Origin of the sequence: Rhodophyticola sp. (assembly GCF_965284195.1) — a bacterium.
Lineage (GTDB): Bacteria > Pseudomonadota > Alphaproteobacteria > Rhodobacterales > Rhodobacteraceae > Rhodophyticola.
The window spans coordinates 2619520-2631736 of record NZ_CBDIRM010000001.1 but is presented as its reverse complement, the minus strand read 5'-3'; the positions used below and the strand labels follow the sequence as shown (position 1 = coordinate 2631736).

Genomic DNA, 12217 nt, shown 5'->3' with positions numbered 1-12217 from the left:
GGAACTGAGATGCTGCAACCAAAGCGCACAAAATTCCGCAAACAGTTCAAGGGCCGGATCAAGGGAGAGGCCAAGGGCGGCTCCGACCTGACCTTCGGTACCTTTGGTCTGAAGGCGCTTCAGCCTGAGCGTGTGACCGCGCGCCAGATCGAAGCCGCTCGTCGTGCCATGACCCGTCACATGAAACGTCAGGGCCGGGTCTGGATCCGGATCTTCCCCGATGTGCCGGTGACCTCCAAACCCACCGAAGTCCGGATGGGTAAGGGTAAAGGGTCGGTCGATTACTGGGCCTGCAAGGTCAAGCCCGGCCGGATCATGTTCGAGATCGACGGCGTGTCAGAGCCCGTCGCCCGCGAGGCGCTCCGCCTTGCGGCGATGAAGCTGCCGATCAAGACGCGCACCGTGGTCCGCGAGGACTGGTAAAAGGCGACGTTGCCGCCGAGGGGGGCAAGGGCGATTTCGAAGAAATCGTCGGGGCCTCATCCCGGTTGAGAATTCAAAACCCCCGGTCATCGCCGGGGGCTTTTACCGTTCAGGCATGCGAGGAGCCGCGCGACATCCCGGTGCGACCTGAGGGTTGCCACGGGCAAGGCGGGCGCAACGCGGTCGAGCGTTGCCAGAAGCCGCGGCGCCTGTCGGCGCTCGAAGGTCCAGATCCATGCGAGGAATTCCCGATCCGGAAGCTGTTCCGGGCAGCCCGGCGCCATGTCGGGCCGGGTTCTGCCATGGCTGGTGATCACCCGCCGGGCAATTCCGGCAAGCGCCACCCGCCGCGGCATCCGAAGCCAGATCAGGAGGTCGGCACGGGGCAGGCGGGTGTCCATCATGCCGATGGAGGTTCCGTCGATCACCCAGTTCTCTTCCGCGACGAAGGCATCATGCCTCTGGCGCTGCTGCGCACGTGGCCGCACCTGCCATCCGGGAAGCCAGCGCATGTCCCGGTCAAGCGAGATGTAACGCAGCCCGAGGCGTTCGGCGATCGCCTGAGACAGCGTCGACTTGCCCGCGCCGGAGATCCCGGCAACGGCGATACGCCGCGCTCGTGCGAGAATTCGGCCAGCCTCGTCAAGATCAACATCGTTGGGCATTGTCGCACTCCCGGGACGGTGACCGGATATCGCAGGCCGCCGGGTCTGTCGCGTAAAAACGCGCTCTGTTATAGGTGCTCCATGTCAAACATCCGCTCCCTCTTCGCAACCCGCCTTTACCACGCCCGCCTGTCCGAGCTGGGCAAGACTGCCGTCGATCAGGAGGAGCTGGAGACCTCCTGCTTCGCCATCGCCGAAGAGGACGGTGCGGGGCAGGACTGGTGCCAGGAGAACGGGTATCCAGGCTACACGTCCTATGCCTCGCTGACCGATCTGCCGTGGCGGTTTCCGATCTTCAAGGATCTCAGGAAGACGCTCGACAAGCACGTGAAGGCGTTTGCCAAGGATCTGGAATTCGATCTGGGCGGCAAGAAACTCAAACTCGACAGCCTGTGGATCAACATCCTGCCCGAGGGTGGCATCCATACCTCCCATATCCATCCGCATTCGGTGGTTTCGGGTACGACCTATGTGACCGTCCCGCCGGGCGCCAGCGCCATCAAATTCGAAGACCCGCGCTCGGCCATGATGATGGCCGCCCCCACACGGCTGCCGGAGGCGCGGGAGGAACTGCGCAGTTTCATCTATGTCACGCCCGAGGCGGGGGATGTGCTGCTCTGGGAAAGCTGGCTCCGCCACGAGGTGCCGATGAACATGGCGGAAGACGACCGGGTGAGCGTGAGTTTCAATTATGGGTGGGGGTGAGGCCCGGTCTCTTCCACATATTTTGCGATCTTCGCGGCGAGTATCTGTGACTTCTCGATGTTCTCAGGCGATGGGTTTGCATACGAGAAACGATGCACTCCAAACTCACATCGGTCGGAAAAATTTCTCAAACGTCCACCAAGATACATAAGGGTTGCTGCGCTCAGGCACTGCCCATCGCCTCGCTTGCGCGGAGTGACAAATCCCTCGCCGTTAGCCTGCTCAGGAGTGTATCGACCAACTGTTGTAGACAGAGAGGCTTGCCGAATGGATCTGCCGATTTCTAAAGCTGCTTCTACATCGCCACCTGATGAATCGATATACACTGCTGTTAACGGTGGCGGACCAGTAACTTGAAGAAACTTTCCGAACTTGGGTCCGTCTCCGATTTCAATTCGGCCAAAGGCATTTATGCAGTAGAAGCCGCCCCACAGCTTCTCCAGCTCCGTTTGTGGCTCGGTGTATTCGAACTGCATAGAGATTTGGTCCTTGCCTTCTTGAGCGTCACTTCTTATACGGCCCCTTCATTCACCTACTCCACCAGAATCACGGTGACCCTGAGCGGGGCCGTCTGGTGATGTTGAAAGGAAGACAGGGCGATGAACGCCAATGAACTGCGTGACAAGACGCCGGATCAGCTTCGCGATGAGCTTGTCCAGCTGAAAAAGGAGGCCTTCAACCTCCGCTTCCAGCAAGCCACAGGCGCGCTGGAGAACACTGCCCGCATGCGCAAGGTGCGCCGGGATGCGGCCCGTGTGAAGACCATCTTGAACCAGAAAGCCGCTGAAGCGGCCAAGTCGGAGGCGTAACCGATGCCCAAGCGTATTCTGACCGGCACCGTGACCAGCGACGCCAACGAACAGACCGTGACCGTATCCGTGGAGCGCCGCTTCAAGCACCCGGTCATGCAGAAGACGATCCGGAAGTCCAAGAAGTACCGGGCGCATGACCCGGAGAACAGTTTCAAGGTCGGCGACACCGTCCGCATTCAGGAATGTGCGCCCGTCTCGAAATCCAAACGCTGGGAGGTGATTGCCTCCTGAAGGTATTCACCAACCGGTTTGAACGAAACCCTGGGGCGCAAGGTCCCCAAAGGTCGGGAGAAACCAAATGATCCAGATGCAGACCAATCTGGATGTGGCTGACAACAGCGGCGCGCGCCGTGTTCAGTGCATCAAGGTTCTGGGTGGGTCCAAGCGGAAATACGCAAGCGTCGGTGACGTGATCGTCGTATCCGTGAAGGAAGCCATTCCGCGCGGTCGCGTGAAGAAGGGCGACGTCCGCAAGGCCGTCGTCGTGCGCACCGCCAAGGAAGTCCGCCGCGAGGACGGCACCGCGATCCGGTTTGACCGGAATGCCGCCGTCATTCTCAACAACAACAACGAGCCGATCGGCACCCGGATCTTCGGGCCGGTGGTGCGTGAGTTGCGTGCGAAGAACTTCATGAAAATCATCTCGCTTGCGCCGGAGGTGCTGTGACATGGCTGCGAAGTTGAAAAAGGGCGACAAGGTCGTCGTGCTGGCCGGCAAGGACAAGGGCAAGGAGGGCGAGATTTCGTCCGTCGACCCGAAATCCGGCAAGGCCATCGTGGATGGGATCAACATCGCCATTCGCCACACCAAGCAAAGCCAGTCGAGCCAGGGGGGGCGCATCCCGCAAGCGATGCCCATCCAGCTGAGCAATCTGGCGCTTCTGGACGCCAACGGCAAAGCCACCCGCGTCGGGTTCAAGATGGACGGCGACAAGAAGGTGCGGTTTGCCAAGACCACGGGGGACGTGATCTGATGCTGGACACTGCAAACTATACCCCGCGTCTGAAGGCGCTCTACACCGAGACGGTCAAGCCTGCGCTGGTCGAGGAATTCGGCTATTCCAATCCGATGATGGCTCCCCGCCTGGACAAGATCGTCTTGAATATCGGCGCCGGTGCCGAAGCGGTGCGGGACAGCAAGAAGGTCAAATCCGCTCAGGAAGATCTGACCGCCATCGCTGGCCAGCAGGCCGTCGTGACCAAGGCCAAGAAATCCATCGCGGGTTTCCGGGTGCGCGAAGAGATGCCGCTTGGCGCCAAGGTCACGCTGCGCGGCGATCGGATGTACGAGTTTCTGGACCGTCTGATCACCATCGCCCTGCCACGCGTCCGCGACTTCCGCGGCGTGTCCGGCAAGTCCTTCGATGGCCGTGGCAACTACGCCATGGGTCTGAAGGAGCACATCGTGTTCCCCGAGATCAACTTCGACAAGGTCGATGAGGTCTGGGGCATGGATATCGTGATTGCCACCACCGCGAAAACCGACGCGGAAGCCAAGGCGCTGTTGAAAGCTTTCAACATGCCCTTCAACTCGTGACGCGCGGGAGAGGATAGACACATGGCAAAAAAAGCAATGATTGAGCGCCAGAAGAAGCGCGAGGAACTGGTGGCGAGATATGCCGCCAAGCGCGCCGAACTGAAAGAAATCGCCCGGGACGAGAAACGCCCGATGGAAGAGCGGTTCAAGGCGCAGATGAAACTGGCGAAACTGCCGCGCAACAGCTCGGCCACCCGCCTGAACAATCGCTGTCAGCTGACCGGGCGCCCGCGTGCGTATTACCGCAAGCTGAAGATGTCGCGGATCAAGCTGCGTGATCTGGCCTCCAACGGTCAGATCCCCGGCATGGTCAAGTCGAGCTGGTAGGGGAGATATAGATTATGACTGATCCTATCGCAGACATGCTCACCCGGATCCGCAATTCGTCGATGCGCGGCAAATCCACGGTGATTACGCCCGCGTCGAAACTGCGGGCCTGGGTTCTGGATGTGCTGGCCGACGAAGGCTACATCCGCGGCTATGAGAAGGTGACCGGGCCCGATGGGCACCCGGCCATCGAGATCAGCCTGAAATACTACGAGGGCACCCCCGTCATTCGCGAACTCAAGCGGGTCTCCAAACCCGGACGTCGCGTCTATATGGGTGTGGATGACATTCCGCAGGTCCGTCAGGGTCTGGGTGTGTCGATTGTCTCCACGTCCAAGGGCGTGATGTCGGATGCAGCTGCACGCAACGCCAATGTCGGCGGCGAAGTGCTCTGCACCGTATTCTGAGGAGGGAAAGATGTCTCGTATTGGCAAAAGGCCGGTTGATCTTCCCTCGGGCGTGGATGTGCAGATCTCGGGCCAGAAGATCGAAGTGAAGGGCCCCAAGGGGACCCGCAGCTTCACCGCGACCGACGATGTGACGCTTGCCGTGGAAGACAATGCCGTGACGGTGACCCCGCGCGGCAAGTCCAAGCGCGCGCGCCAGCAGTGGGGCATGAGCCGCACCATGGTGCAGAACCTAGTCACCGGTGTGACCGACGGGTTCAAGAAAGAGCTCGAGATCCAGGGTGTGGGTTACCGGGCGCAGATGCAGGGCAACACCCTGAAACTGTCGCTTGGCCTGTCCCATGAGGTGAATTTCGAGGTGCCCGCCGGTGTGACCGTGACGGCCCCGAAAGTCACCGAGGTCGTGATCGAGGGCAATGATGAGCAGCTCGTCGGCCAGGTTGCGGCCAACATCCGCGAGTGGCGCAAGCCCGAGCCCTACAAGGGCAAGGGCATTCGCTACAAGGGCGAGTATATCTTCCGTAAGGAAGGCAAGAAGAAGTAAAGGCGACGACAATGGCAAACAGCAAGAGACAACTGTTCCAGAAACGCCGCCTGCGCGTTCGGAACAAATTGCGGAAGATGGCAGATGGGCGTCCGCGCCTGTCGGTACATCGGTCCAACAAGAACATCAGCGTTCAGCTGATCGACGATGCAAACGGCGTGACGCTCGCCTCCGCCTCCTCGCTGGAGAAGGATCTGGGCGTCGTCGGCCGGAACAATGTCGAAGCGGCTGCCAAGGTGGGCGAGGCGATTGCCACGCGCGCCAAGAAGGCCGGCGTCGAAGAGTGCTATTTCGACCGCGGCGGTTTCCTCTTCCACGGCAAGGTGAAGGCTCTGGCCGACGCCGCGCGTGAAGGTGGTCTGAAGTTCTGATCCCTCCGGGGTCACGCAAATGAAGGCGGCGTGAAAGCGCCGCCTCGATGATCGGGGGGCATGAAGGCCCACTGCGATTGGATTTAAGGGCGCGCAGCGCGCCGCTAGGAAAGGATGCCTCTTATGGCAGAACGTGAAAACAGAGGGCGCGGGCGTCGTCAGGACCGGGACGAGACGCCCGAATTCGCCGATCGTCTGGTCGCGATCAACCGCGTGTCGAAAACCGTCAAGGGCGGCAAGCGCTTCGGCTTCGCAGCCCTGGTGGTTGTCGGTGACCAGCGCGGCCGTGTGGGCTTCGGCAAGGGGAAAGCCAAGGAGGTGCCCGAGGCGATCCGCAAGGCGACCGAACAGGCAAAGCGTCAGCTTATCCGCGTGCCGCTGAAAGAAGGCCGGACGCTGCACCATGACATTCTGGGCCGTCACGGTGCCGGCAAGGTCGTGATGCGCACCGCGCCGGAAGGAACCGGGATCATCGCCGGTGGTCCGATGCGTGCCGTGTTCGAGATGCTGGGTGTCAAGGACGTCGTGTCGAAATCGACCGGGTCGCAGAACCCCTACAACATGATCCGCGCCACGCTGGACGGGTTGAAGAAAGAAAGCTCGCCCCGTCAGGTTGCGGCCCGTCGCGGCAAGAAGGTCGCCGATATCCTGCCCAAGCGGGATGACGCGCCGCAGATCGACGGCGAGCAAGCGCCCGTGTCCGAGGAGGCCTGAGACCCATGGCAAAAACCATCGTCGTCAAACAGATCGGCTCTCCGATCCGTCGCCCCGCCAAGCAGCGTGAAACGCTGATCGGGCTGGGCCTGAACAAGATGCACAAGACCCGTGAGCTTGAGGATACCCCCGCCGTGCGCGGCATGGTCCGCAAGATCCCGCATCTGGTGGAGATCATTGAAGAACGCGGCTGAGAGCAGGCCCGCTTCTGACGAAAACAAGGACGCCCCGGTCGCCAGATCGGGGCGTCTTGCGTTATGGGGCCGGACGGCCCGCGGGCAAATCGCCCTCCCTGGTTTTGTGATATACTTGTCTTGCACAACTAAAGGAGGGGCCTATGTCCATCACATCCGCAGAGCTTGCGATGGTGCGGGGTAGCCTGGACCGCCTGCGCAAGGATTTCGAAGTTCATTCGACCAATTTCTATGACGCGCTGTTTCGCCGCGCGCCTCATCTGCGCCAGATGTTCCGCGAGGATCTGACGGGGCAGGGGATGAAGTTCATGACGACGCTCGATGTAATCGTCCACAAGCTGGACAACGAGGAGGAGCTTGCCAGCCGTTATCAGGGTCTTGGCCGGAGCCATGCGATCATGGGCGTGCGCACCGCCGATTTTGCCCCGATGGAGGATGCCCTGATCGAGACGATGCGCAACGCCTTGGGCGATGAATTCACGGTCGAACTGGAGCAGGCCTGGCGCAAGGCATATGCGGTCGTGAGCCGCAACATGATCCGGCGGGGCGGGATCGAGGCGTGAGGCGACAGGCCCCCTAGAACGTCAGGCCGCGCCCTAAGGATGGGGCCGTTTGCCGAGACGGGAGGCTATGGGAGCTTGCGGCCAGGGATATGAACCGGGCCTTGAAAGGGCTGCCCAACCCGTCTATACGCCGCCAGTGGTCTTCCATAGACCCGATTCAAAACTCAAGAAACGCCGCGTCTGCCCATCTCGCTTCGGGGGCAGTTCCGGCCAAGGAGAAGCGATATGAAACTGCATGAGCTAAGCGACAATCCCGGCGCCACCAAGAAACGCAAACGCGTTGGTCGCGGTCCGGGCTCCGGCACCGGCAAGACGGCGGGCCGGGGTATCAAGGGCCAGAAATCCCGTTCGGGCGTGGCGATCAACGCCTATGAGGGCGGCCAGATGCCGCTTTACCAGCGTCTTCCCAAGCGTGGCTTCAACAAGCCGAACCGGAAGAAATTCGCTGTCGTCAATCTGGGCCTGATCGAGAAATTCGTCGAATCCGGGAAACTGGACGTCAAGAAAGAGATCACCGAGGACGTGCTTGTCGAGGCGGGCATCGTGCGCCGGAAGCTCGACGGTGTGCGTATTCTGGCCAAGGGCGAGGTTTCCTCGAAACTGAAGCTGACCGTCACCGGCGCATCCAAGTCGGCGATCGAGGCGGTTGAAAAGGCGGGCGGCAGCCTGACCATCGCGGCAGCACCTGCGGCGGAATAACCCGTAACGGGGGGCGTGACCCCTTAGGTGCTTGTGGGGGGCGAGCCAGCCCCTTACATCTACACCCAAGGTTTTTATCCGCGCCGCGCGATCGAACCCCGATCTCGCGGCGCGACTTGCATAAGAGAGACAGCATGGCATCTGCGGCAGAGCAAATGGCAGCGAACATGAGCTGGAGCGCGCTTGGCAAAGCGACAGAGCTGCGCCAGCGTATCCTGTTCGCCCTTGGTCTTCTGATCATCTATCGGATCGGCACCTACATCCCCGTGCCGGGGATCGACGGCGTCGAACTGCAGCGCTTCTTCGAAGATGCGGCGGCCGGGCTGGGTGGTGTGCTCAACATGTTCACCGGCGGCGCGCTCAGCCGGATGGGCGTTTTCGCTCTCGGGATCATGCCCTATATCTCGGCCTCGATCATCGTGCAGCTGATGGCCGCGATGGTGCCGCAGCTGGAAGCGCTGAAGAAAGAGGGTGAAGCGGGCCGGAAGAAGCTCAACCAGTATACGCGCTACGGCACGGTCGTTCTGGCGACCTTTCAGGCCTATGGCATCGCGGTCTCGCTTGAATCCGGCGGTCTGGTGACCGATCCGGGCTGGTTCTTCCGCGCCGCCTGCGTGATCACGCTTGTCGGCGGCACGATGTTCCTGATGTGGCTGGGGGAGCAGATCACCGCCCGCGGCATCGGCAACGGCATCTCGCTGATCATTTTCGTCGGTATCATTGCGGAACTGCCCGCCGCGCTGGCCCAGTTCTTCGAGCAGGGCCGTCAGGGCGCGCTGGCCACCCCGGTGATCCTGGGTGTGATCTTCATGCTTCTGGCGACGCTGACCTTCGTGGTCTTCATGGAGCGATCCCTGCGCAAGATCCATATCCAGTATCCGCGCCGTCAGGTGGGGATGAAGGTTTATGATGGTGGCACGAGCCACCTGCCCGTCAAAGTGAACCCCGCCGGTGTGATCCCGGCGATCTTCGCGTCGTCCCTTCTGTTGCTGCCGACCACGCTGACCACCTTCTCCGGCGGGGAGGCCAGCGGGCCGTTCATGTCGTGGCTGTTGGCGAATTTCGGGCCCGGACAGCCGCTTTATCTGCTGTTCTTCGCTGCGATGATCATCTTCTTCACGTATTTCTATACGCTGAACGTTTCCTTCAAGACCGATGATGTGGCCGACAATCTGAAGAACCAGAACGGCTTCATCCCGGGCATCCGCCCCGGCAAGAAGACATCGGAATATCTGGAATACGTGGTCAATCGCGTGCTGGTTCTTGGCTCTGGCTATCTGGCGCTGGTCTGTCTGCTGCCCGAAATCGTGCGCACCGAACTGGCGATCACGGCCTATTTCGGGGGCACGTCGATCCTGATTATTGTGTCGGTGGGGATGGACACCGTTCAGCAAATCCAGTCTCATCTCTTGGCCCACCAGTATGAAGGGCTGATCGAGAAATCGCAGTTGCGCGGCAAGAAAGGCCGCAGCGGCAGCGGACGCAAGGGACCGGCACGTAGATGAACATCATACTTCTGGGGCCGCCAGGCGCCGGCAAGGGGACGCAGGCCCGCCGGTTGGTGGAAGAACGCGGCATGGTGCAACTGAGCACCGGAGATATGCTGCGTGAGGCTCGTGTCTCCGGTACGGAAATGGGCCAGCGCGTGGCCGCAATTATGGATGCGGGCGAGCTGGTGACCGATGAGATCGTCATCGGCCTAATCGAAGAGCGACTTCGCGGCGATATCGGCGGCGGCGTGATTTTCGACGGCTTCCCGCGGACCCTCGCTCAGGCCGATGCGCTGGCGGACCTGCTTGAGCGGAACGGCCAGAGCCTGGACCATGTCGTTGCCATGGAAGTCAATGACGACGCGTTGGTGGCGCGCATCACCGCAAGGTCGACCTGCGGGAATTGCGGCGAGGTCTATAACGACATCACCAGCCCGATCCCGGCGGATGGCAAGTGCCGCAATTGCGGCGCGTCCGATTTCAGGCGTCGGGCCGACGACAACGAGGAAAGCCTCAAGACGCGGCTGATGGAATACTACAAGAAGACCTCTCCCCTCATCGGGTATTACCACGCCAAGGGGCAGCTCAGATGGGTGCCGGGTTTGGGCGAGATCGATGAAGTCGCGGCATCGATCAAGGAAATGCTTGACAGGGCCTGACCGGCTCTTGACGGCAGGTTTAAAAGGTCCTAACTGCAAGCCTTCCTTTTAGGGAATCGTGAGGTGCGCCGGGGAATCAGACCTCGAAACCCTCGACCAGATATGACAGGGCCCGCAGGACCATATCCTCGGGCCTTATGTTGTGAAAAAAGGTTCTGGAACAACGGAACCGCAACGAAGAAGGATCTAGATACGTGGCACGTATTGCCGGGGTGAATATCCCAACCGCAAAGCGCGTTCCCATCGCGCTGACCTATATCACAGGAATTGGCCACAGCTCCGCGACGCAGATCTGCGAAGCTGTCGGTATCGACGCCGCACGCCGGGTCAACGAGCTTTCCGATGCGGAAGTTCTGCAGATCCGCGAGCATATCGACGCGAATTTCACCGTTGAGGGTGACCTGCGTCGTGACACGCAGATGAACATCAAGCGTCTGATGGACCTCGGCTGCTATCGCGGCCTGCGCCATCGCCGCAACCTGCCCGTGCGCGGTCAGCGCACCCACACCAACGCTCGTACTCGCAAAGGCCCCGCGAAGGCCATTGCCGGCAAGAAGAAGTAAGGGGGCAGATCGATGGCACGGGACAAGACGCGCACCAAGCGCAAGGAACGCAAGAACATCGCCGCCGGTGTGGCGCATGTGAACAGCTCGTTCAACAACACCAAGATCCTGATCTCCGACGTGCAGGGCAATGCGATTGCATGGTCATCGGCCGGAACGATGGGCTTCAAGGGCAGCCGGAAATCCACGCCTTACGCGGCCCAGATGGCAGCGGAAGACGCGGGCAAGAAGGCGCAGGAACACGGCGTGAAGACCCTCGAGGTCGAAGTGCAGGGCCCCGGTTCGGGCCGTGAAAGCGCATTGCGCGCCCTTGCGGCCGTCGGCTTTTCGATCACGTCCATTCGCGACGTGACCCCGATGGCCCATAACGGGTGCCGCCCGCCGAAACGCCGCCGCGTGTAAGTCAGGTTATTTCGCGACGGGCTGCGTTTGTGCGTGGCCCGTTGCCGTCATTTTTGATCCTCGAGCGTTCGGGGCCACGGATCCAGGCCCTGAACAAGAATGGAGGCGACACCATGATCCATAAGAATTGGCAAGAACTTATCAAGCCCACACAGTTGGTTGTGAACCCGGGCAATGAACCCGCGCGTCAGGCAACTGTCGTGGCCGAACCGCTGGAGCGTGGCTTTGGCCTGACGCTCGGCAATGCTCTGCGCCGCGTGCTGATGAGCTCGTTGCAGGGCGCGTCGATCACGTCGGTCCAGATCGACAATGTGCTGCATGAGTTCTCCTCCATTGCCGGCGTCCGCGAGGACGTGACGGACGTGGTTCTGAACCTCAAGGGCGTTGCGATCCGGATGGAGGCCGATGGGCCGAAACGTGTGTCGATCTCGGCCAAGGGCCCCAAGGTCGTGACCGCCGGAGATATCAGCGAAACCGCCGGCATCGAAGTGCTCAACAAGGAGCATGTGATCTGCCATCTGGACGATGGTGCGGATCTGTTCATGGAACTGACGGTCAGCACCGGCAAGGGCTATGTCGCCGCTGACAAGAACCGGCCCGAGGATGCGCCGATCGGGCTGATCCCGATCGATGCGATCTATTCGCCGGTCAAGAAGGTCAGCTATGACGTGCAGCCGACCCGCGAGGGGCAGGTGCTGGACTATGACAAGCTGACGCTGAAGCTGGAAACCGACGGATCGGTCACGCCCGACGATGCGGTGGCCTATGCCGCGCGCATTCTTCAGGACCAACTGTCGATTTTCGTGAATTTCGACGAACCAGAAAGCGCGTCGCGTCAGGATGACGAGGATGATCTGGAGTTCAACCCGCTTCTGCTGAAGAAGGTGGATGAACTGGAGCTGTCGGTGCGTTCGGCGAACTGCCTGAAGAACGACAACATCGTCTATATCGGCGATCTTATCCAGAAAACCGAAGCCGAGATGCTGCGGACCCCGAATTTCGGCCGCAAATCCCTGAACGAGATCAAGGAAGTTCTGTCGGGCATGGGGCTGCATCTGGGCATGGATATCATCGACTGGCCGCCGGACAATATCGAGGATCTGGCCAAGAAATACGAAGACAACTTCTGACGGTTCAGGTGG

At 60.8% G+C, this 12217-nt stretch carries 22 protein-coding genes; 20 read left to right on the top strand and 2 right to left on the bottom strand.

Translation table 11 applies throughout. The annotated features are described in order from the left end of the window. The first annotated feature begins 9 nt into the window (after window positions 1-9). Window positions 10-423, top strand: a complete 414-nt coding sequence (gene rplP, locus ACQ651_RS13125) for a 50S ribosomal protein L16 (protein WP_121899044.1) — start codon at window positions 10-12, stop codon at window positions 421-423. An 86-nt stretch (window positions 424-509) separates the two neighbouring features. On the opposite strand, the gene ACQ651_RS13120 is transcribed toward rplP, so the two are convergent. Further along, on the bottom strand, window positions 510-1088 hold the full coding sequence (locus ACQ651_RS13120) for an AAA family ATPase (protein WP_227287559.1): 579 nt from the start codon (window positions 1086-1088) through the stop codon (window positions 510-512). A gap of 81 nt (window positions 1089-1169) precedes the next feature. Here ACQ651_RS13120 and ACQ651_RS13115 point away from each other — a divergent pair, with 81 nt between their 5' ends. Then, entirely contained in the window at window positions 1170-1793 is a 624-nt protein-coding gene (locus ACQ651_RS13115) for a 2OG-Fe(II) oxygenase family protein (protein WP_430449513.1), read from the top strand. Here ACQ651_RS13115 and ACQ651_RS13110 read toward each other — a convergent pair. Continuing rightward, window positions 1778-2269 carry a hypothetical protein gene (locus ACQ651_RS13110; RefSeq protein WP_430449512.1) on the bottom strand — a complete coding sequence of 164 codons (492 nt, stop codon included), beginning with the start codon at window positions 2267-2269 and terminating at the stop codon, window positions 1778-1780. The two genes, ACQ651_RS13115 and ACQ651_RS13110, sit on opposite strands and share 16 nt — an antisense overlap. A gap of 123 nt (window positions 2270-2392) precedes the next feature. Between ACQ651_RS13110 and rpmC the strand changes: the two genes are divergently transcribed. The 18 genes from rpmC (at window position 2393) to ACQ651_RS13020 (ending at window position 12205) form a co-directional block, all read left to right on the top strand. After that, window positions 2393-2602 carry a 50S ribosomal protein L29 gene (gene rpmC / locus ACQ651_RS13105; protein WP_227287562.1) on the top strand — a complete coding sequence of 70 codons (210 nt, stop codon included), beginning with the start codon at window positions 2393-2395 and terminating at the stop codon, window positions 2600-2602. 3 nt (window positions 2603-2605) lie between these two features. Beyond that, window positions 2606-2836, top strand: coding sequence for a 30S ribosomal protein S17 (gene rpsQ / locus ACQ651_RS13100; RefSeq protein WP_121899039.1), 231 nt, complete (start codon window positions 2606-2608; stop codon window positions 2834-2836). Between the two features lie 67 nt (window positions 2837-2903). After that, on the top strand, window positions 2904-3272 hold the full coding sequence (gene rplN / locus ACQ651_RS13095) for a 50S ribosomal protein L14 (RefSeq protein ID WP_121899038.1): 369 nt from the start codon (window positions 2904-2906) through the stop codon (window positions 3270-3272). Window position 3273: 1 nt separating this feature from the next. Further along, a complete protein-coding gene (gene rplX / locus ACQ651_RS13090) occupies window positions 3274-3579 on the top strand; it encodes a 50S ribosomal protein L24 (RefSeq protein WP_121899037.1) in 306 nt (101 codons plus the stop codon). Beyond that, window positions 3579-4142, top strand: a complete 564-nt coding sequence (gene rplE / locus ACQ651_RS13085; protein ID WP_430449511.1) for a 50S ribosomal protein L5 — start codon at window positions 3579-3581, stop codon at window positions 4140-4142. The genes rplX and rplE overlap by 1 nt, the downstream gene beginning before the upstream one ends. A gap of 21 nt (window positions 4143-4163) precedes the next feature. Continuing rightward, window positions 4164-4469 carry a 30S ribosomal protein S14 gene (gene rpsN / locus ACQ651_RS13080; RefSeq protein WP_227287563.1) on the top strand — a complete coding sequence of 102 codons (306 nt, stop codon included), beginning with the start codon at window positions 4164-4166 and terminating at the stop codon, window positions 4467-4469. A gap of 14 nt (window positions 4470-4483) precedes the next feature. Beyond that, on the top strand, window positions 4484-4876 hold the full coding sequence (gene rpsH, locus ACQ651_RS13075) for a 30S ribosomal protein S8 (RefSeq protein ID WP_121899034.1): 393 nt from the start codon (window positions 4484-4486) through the stop codon (window positions 4874-4876). Between the two features lie 10 nt (window positions 4877-4886). Beyond that, complete coding sequence (gene rplF / locus ACQ651_RS13070; RefSeq protein ID WP_227287564.1) at window positions 4887-5420, top strand: 50S ribosomal protein L6; 534 nt, start codon at window positions 4887-4889, stop codon at window positions 5418-5420. A gap of 11 nt (window positions 5421-5431) precedes the next feature. Next, the gene (gene rplR, locus ACQ651_RS13065) at window positions 5432-5791 is read left to right on the top strand and encodes a 50S ribosomal protein L18 (protein WP_121899032.1); all 360 of its coding nucleotides are present in this window, start codon (window positions 5432-5434) and stop codon (window positions 5789-5791) included. 123 nt (window positions 5792-5914) lie between these two features. Beyond that, a complete protein-coding gene (gene rpsE / locus ACQ651_RS13060) occupies window positions 5915-6505 on the top strand; it encodes a 30S ribosomal protein S5 (RefSeq protein ID WP_227287565.1) in 591 nt (196 codons plus the stop codon). 5 nt (window positions 6506-6510) lie between these two features. After that, the gene (gene rpmD / locus ACQ651_RS13055) at window positions 6511-6699 is read left to right on the top strand and encodes a 50S ribosomal protein L30 (protein ID WP_121899030.1); all 189 of its coding nucleotides are present in this window, start codon (window positions 6511-6513) and stop codon (window positions 6697-6699) included. Window positions 6700-6842: 143 nt separating this feature from the next. Further along, the gene (locus tag ACQ651_RS13050; protein WP_375551543.1) at window positions 6843-7262 is read left to right on the top strand and encodes a globin domain-containing protein; all 420 of its coding nucleotides are present in this window, start codon (window positions 6843-6845) and stop codon (window positions 7260-7262) included. A gap of 225 nt (window positions 7263-7487) precedes the next feature. After that, on the top strand, window positions 7488-7961 hold the full coding sequence (rplO, locus tag ACQ651_RS13045; protein ID WP_227287567.1) for a 50S ribosomal protein L15: 474 nt from the start codon (window positions 7488-7490) through the stop codon (window positions 7959-7961). Between the two features lie 134 nt (window positions 7962-8095). Next, entirely contained in the window at window positions 8096-9466 is a 1371-nt protein-coding gene (gene secY, locus ACQ651_RS13040) for a preprotein translocase subunit SecY (protein WP_121899028.1), read from the top strand. Next, window positions 9463-10110, top strand: coding sequence for an adenylate kinase (locus ACQ651_RS13035; protein WP_430449510.1), 648 nt, complete (start codon window positions 9463-9465; stop codon window positions 10108-10110). The genes secY and ACQ651_RS13035 overlap by 4 nt, the downstream gene beginning before the upstream one ends. A 194-nt stretch (window positions 10111-10304) precedes the next feature. Beyond that, window positions 10305-10673: a 30S ribosomal protein S13 gene (gene rpsM / locus ACQ651_RS13030; protein ID WP_227287568.1), complete on the top strand. Its 369-nt coding sequence runs from the start codon at window positions 10305-10307 to the stop codon at window positions 10671-10673. A gap of 12 nt (window positions 10674-10685) precedes the next feature. After that, window positions 10686-11075, top strand: a complete 390-nt coding sequence (gene rpsK, locus ACQ651_RS13025; protein WP_121899025.1) for a 30S ribosomal protein S11 — start codon at window positions 10686-10688, stop codon at window positions 11073-11075. A 113-nt stretch (window positions 11076-11188) separates the two neighbouring features. Further along, window positions 11189-12205: a DNA-directed RNA polymerase subunit alpha gene (locus ACQ651_RS13020; RefSeq protein ID WP_227287569.1), complete on the top strand. Its 1017-nt coding sequence runs from the start codon at window positions 11189-11191 to the stop codon at window positions 12203-12205. Window positions 12206-12217: the final 12 nt, after the last annotated feature.

Bases quoted from the DNA above. Each gene is read 5' to 3' on its own strand.
- rplP (WP_121899044.1), top strand. From the start codon at position 10: ATGCTGCAACCAAAGCGCACAAAATTCCGCAAACAGTTCAAGGGCCGG.
- ACQ651_RS13120 (WP_227287559.1), bottom strand. From the start codon at position 1,088: ATGCCCAACGATGTTGATCTTGACGAGGCTGGCCGAATTCTCGCACGA.
- ACQ651_RS13115 (WP_430449513.1), top strand. From the start codon at position 1,170: ATGTCAAACATCCGCTCCCTCTTCGCAACCCGCCTTTACCACGCCCGC.
- ACQ651_RS13110 (WP_430449512.1), bottom strand. From the start codon at position 2,269: ATGCAGTTCGAATACACCGAGCCACAAACGGAGCTGGAGAAGCTGTGG.
- rpmC (WP_227287562.1), top strand. From the start codon at position 2,393: ATGAACGCCAATGAACTGCGTGACAAGACGCCGGATCAGCTTCGCGAT.
- rpsQ (WP_121899039.1), top strand. From the start codon at position 2,606: ATGCCCAAGCGTATTCTGACCGGCACCGTGACCAGCGACGCCAACGAA.
- rplN (WP_121899038.1), top strand. From the start codon at position 2,904: ATGATCCAGATGCAGACCAATCTGGATGTGGCTGACAACAGCGGCGCG.
- rplX (WP_121899037.1), top strand. From the start codon at position 3,274: ATGGCTGCGAAGTTGAAAAAGGGCGACAAGGTCGTCGTGCTGGCCGGC.
- rplE (WP_430449511.1), top strand. From the start codon at position 3,579: ATGCTGGACACTGCAAACTATACCCCGCGTCTGAAGGCGCTCTACACC.
- rpsN (WP_227287563.1), top strand. From the start codon at position 4,164: ATGGCAAAAAAAGCAATGATTGAGCGCCAGAAGAAGCGCGAGGAACTG.
- rpsH (WP_121899034.1), top strand. From the start codon at position 4,484: ATGACTGATCCTATCGCAGACATGCTCACCCGGATCCGCAATTCGTCG.
- rplF (WP_227287564.1), top strand. From the start codon at position 4,887: ATGTCTCGTATTGGCAAAAGGCCGGTTGATCTTCCCTCGGGCGTGGAT.
- rplR (WP_121899032.1), top strand. From the start codon at position 5,432: ATGGCAAACAGCAAGAGACAACTGTTCCAGAAACGCCGCCTGCGCGTT.
- rpsE (WP_227287565.1), top strand. From the start codon at position 5,915: ATGGCAGAACGTGAAAACAGAGGGCGCGGGCGTCGTCAGGACCGGGAC.
- rpmD (WP_121899030.1), top strand. From the start codon at position 6,511: ATGGCAAAAACCATCGTCGTCAAACAGATCGGCTCTCCGATCCGTCGC.
- ACQ651_RS13050 (WP_375551543.1), top strand. From the start codon at position 6,843: ATGTCCATCACATCCGCAGAGCTTGCGATGGTGCGGGGTAGCCTGGAC.
- rplO (WP_227287567.1), top strand. From the start codon at position 7,488: ATGAAACTGCATGAGCTAAGCGACAATCCCGGCGCCACCAAGAAACGC.
- secY (WP_121899028.1), top strand. From the start codon at position 8,096: ATGGCATCTGCGGCAGAGCAAATGGCAGCGAACATGAGCTGGAGCGCG.
- ACQ651_RS13035 (WP_430449510.1), top strand. From the start codon at position 9,463: ATGAACATCATACTTCTGGGGCCGCCAGGCGCCGGCAAGGGGACGCAG.
- rpsK (WP_121899025.1), top strand. From the start codon at position 10,686: ATGGCACGGGACAAGACGCGCACCAAGCGCAAGGAACGCAAGAACATC.
- ACQ651_RS13020 (WP_227287569.1), top strand. From the start codon at position 11,189: ATGATCCATAAGAATTGGCAAGAACTTATCAAGCCCACACAGTTGGTT.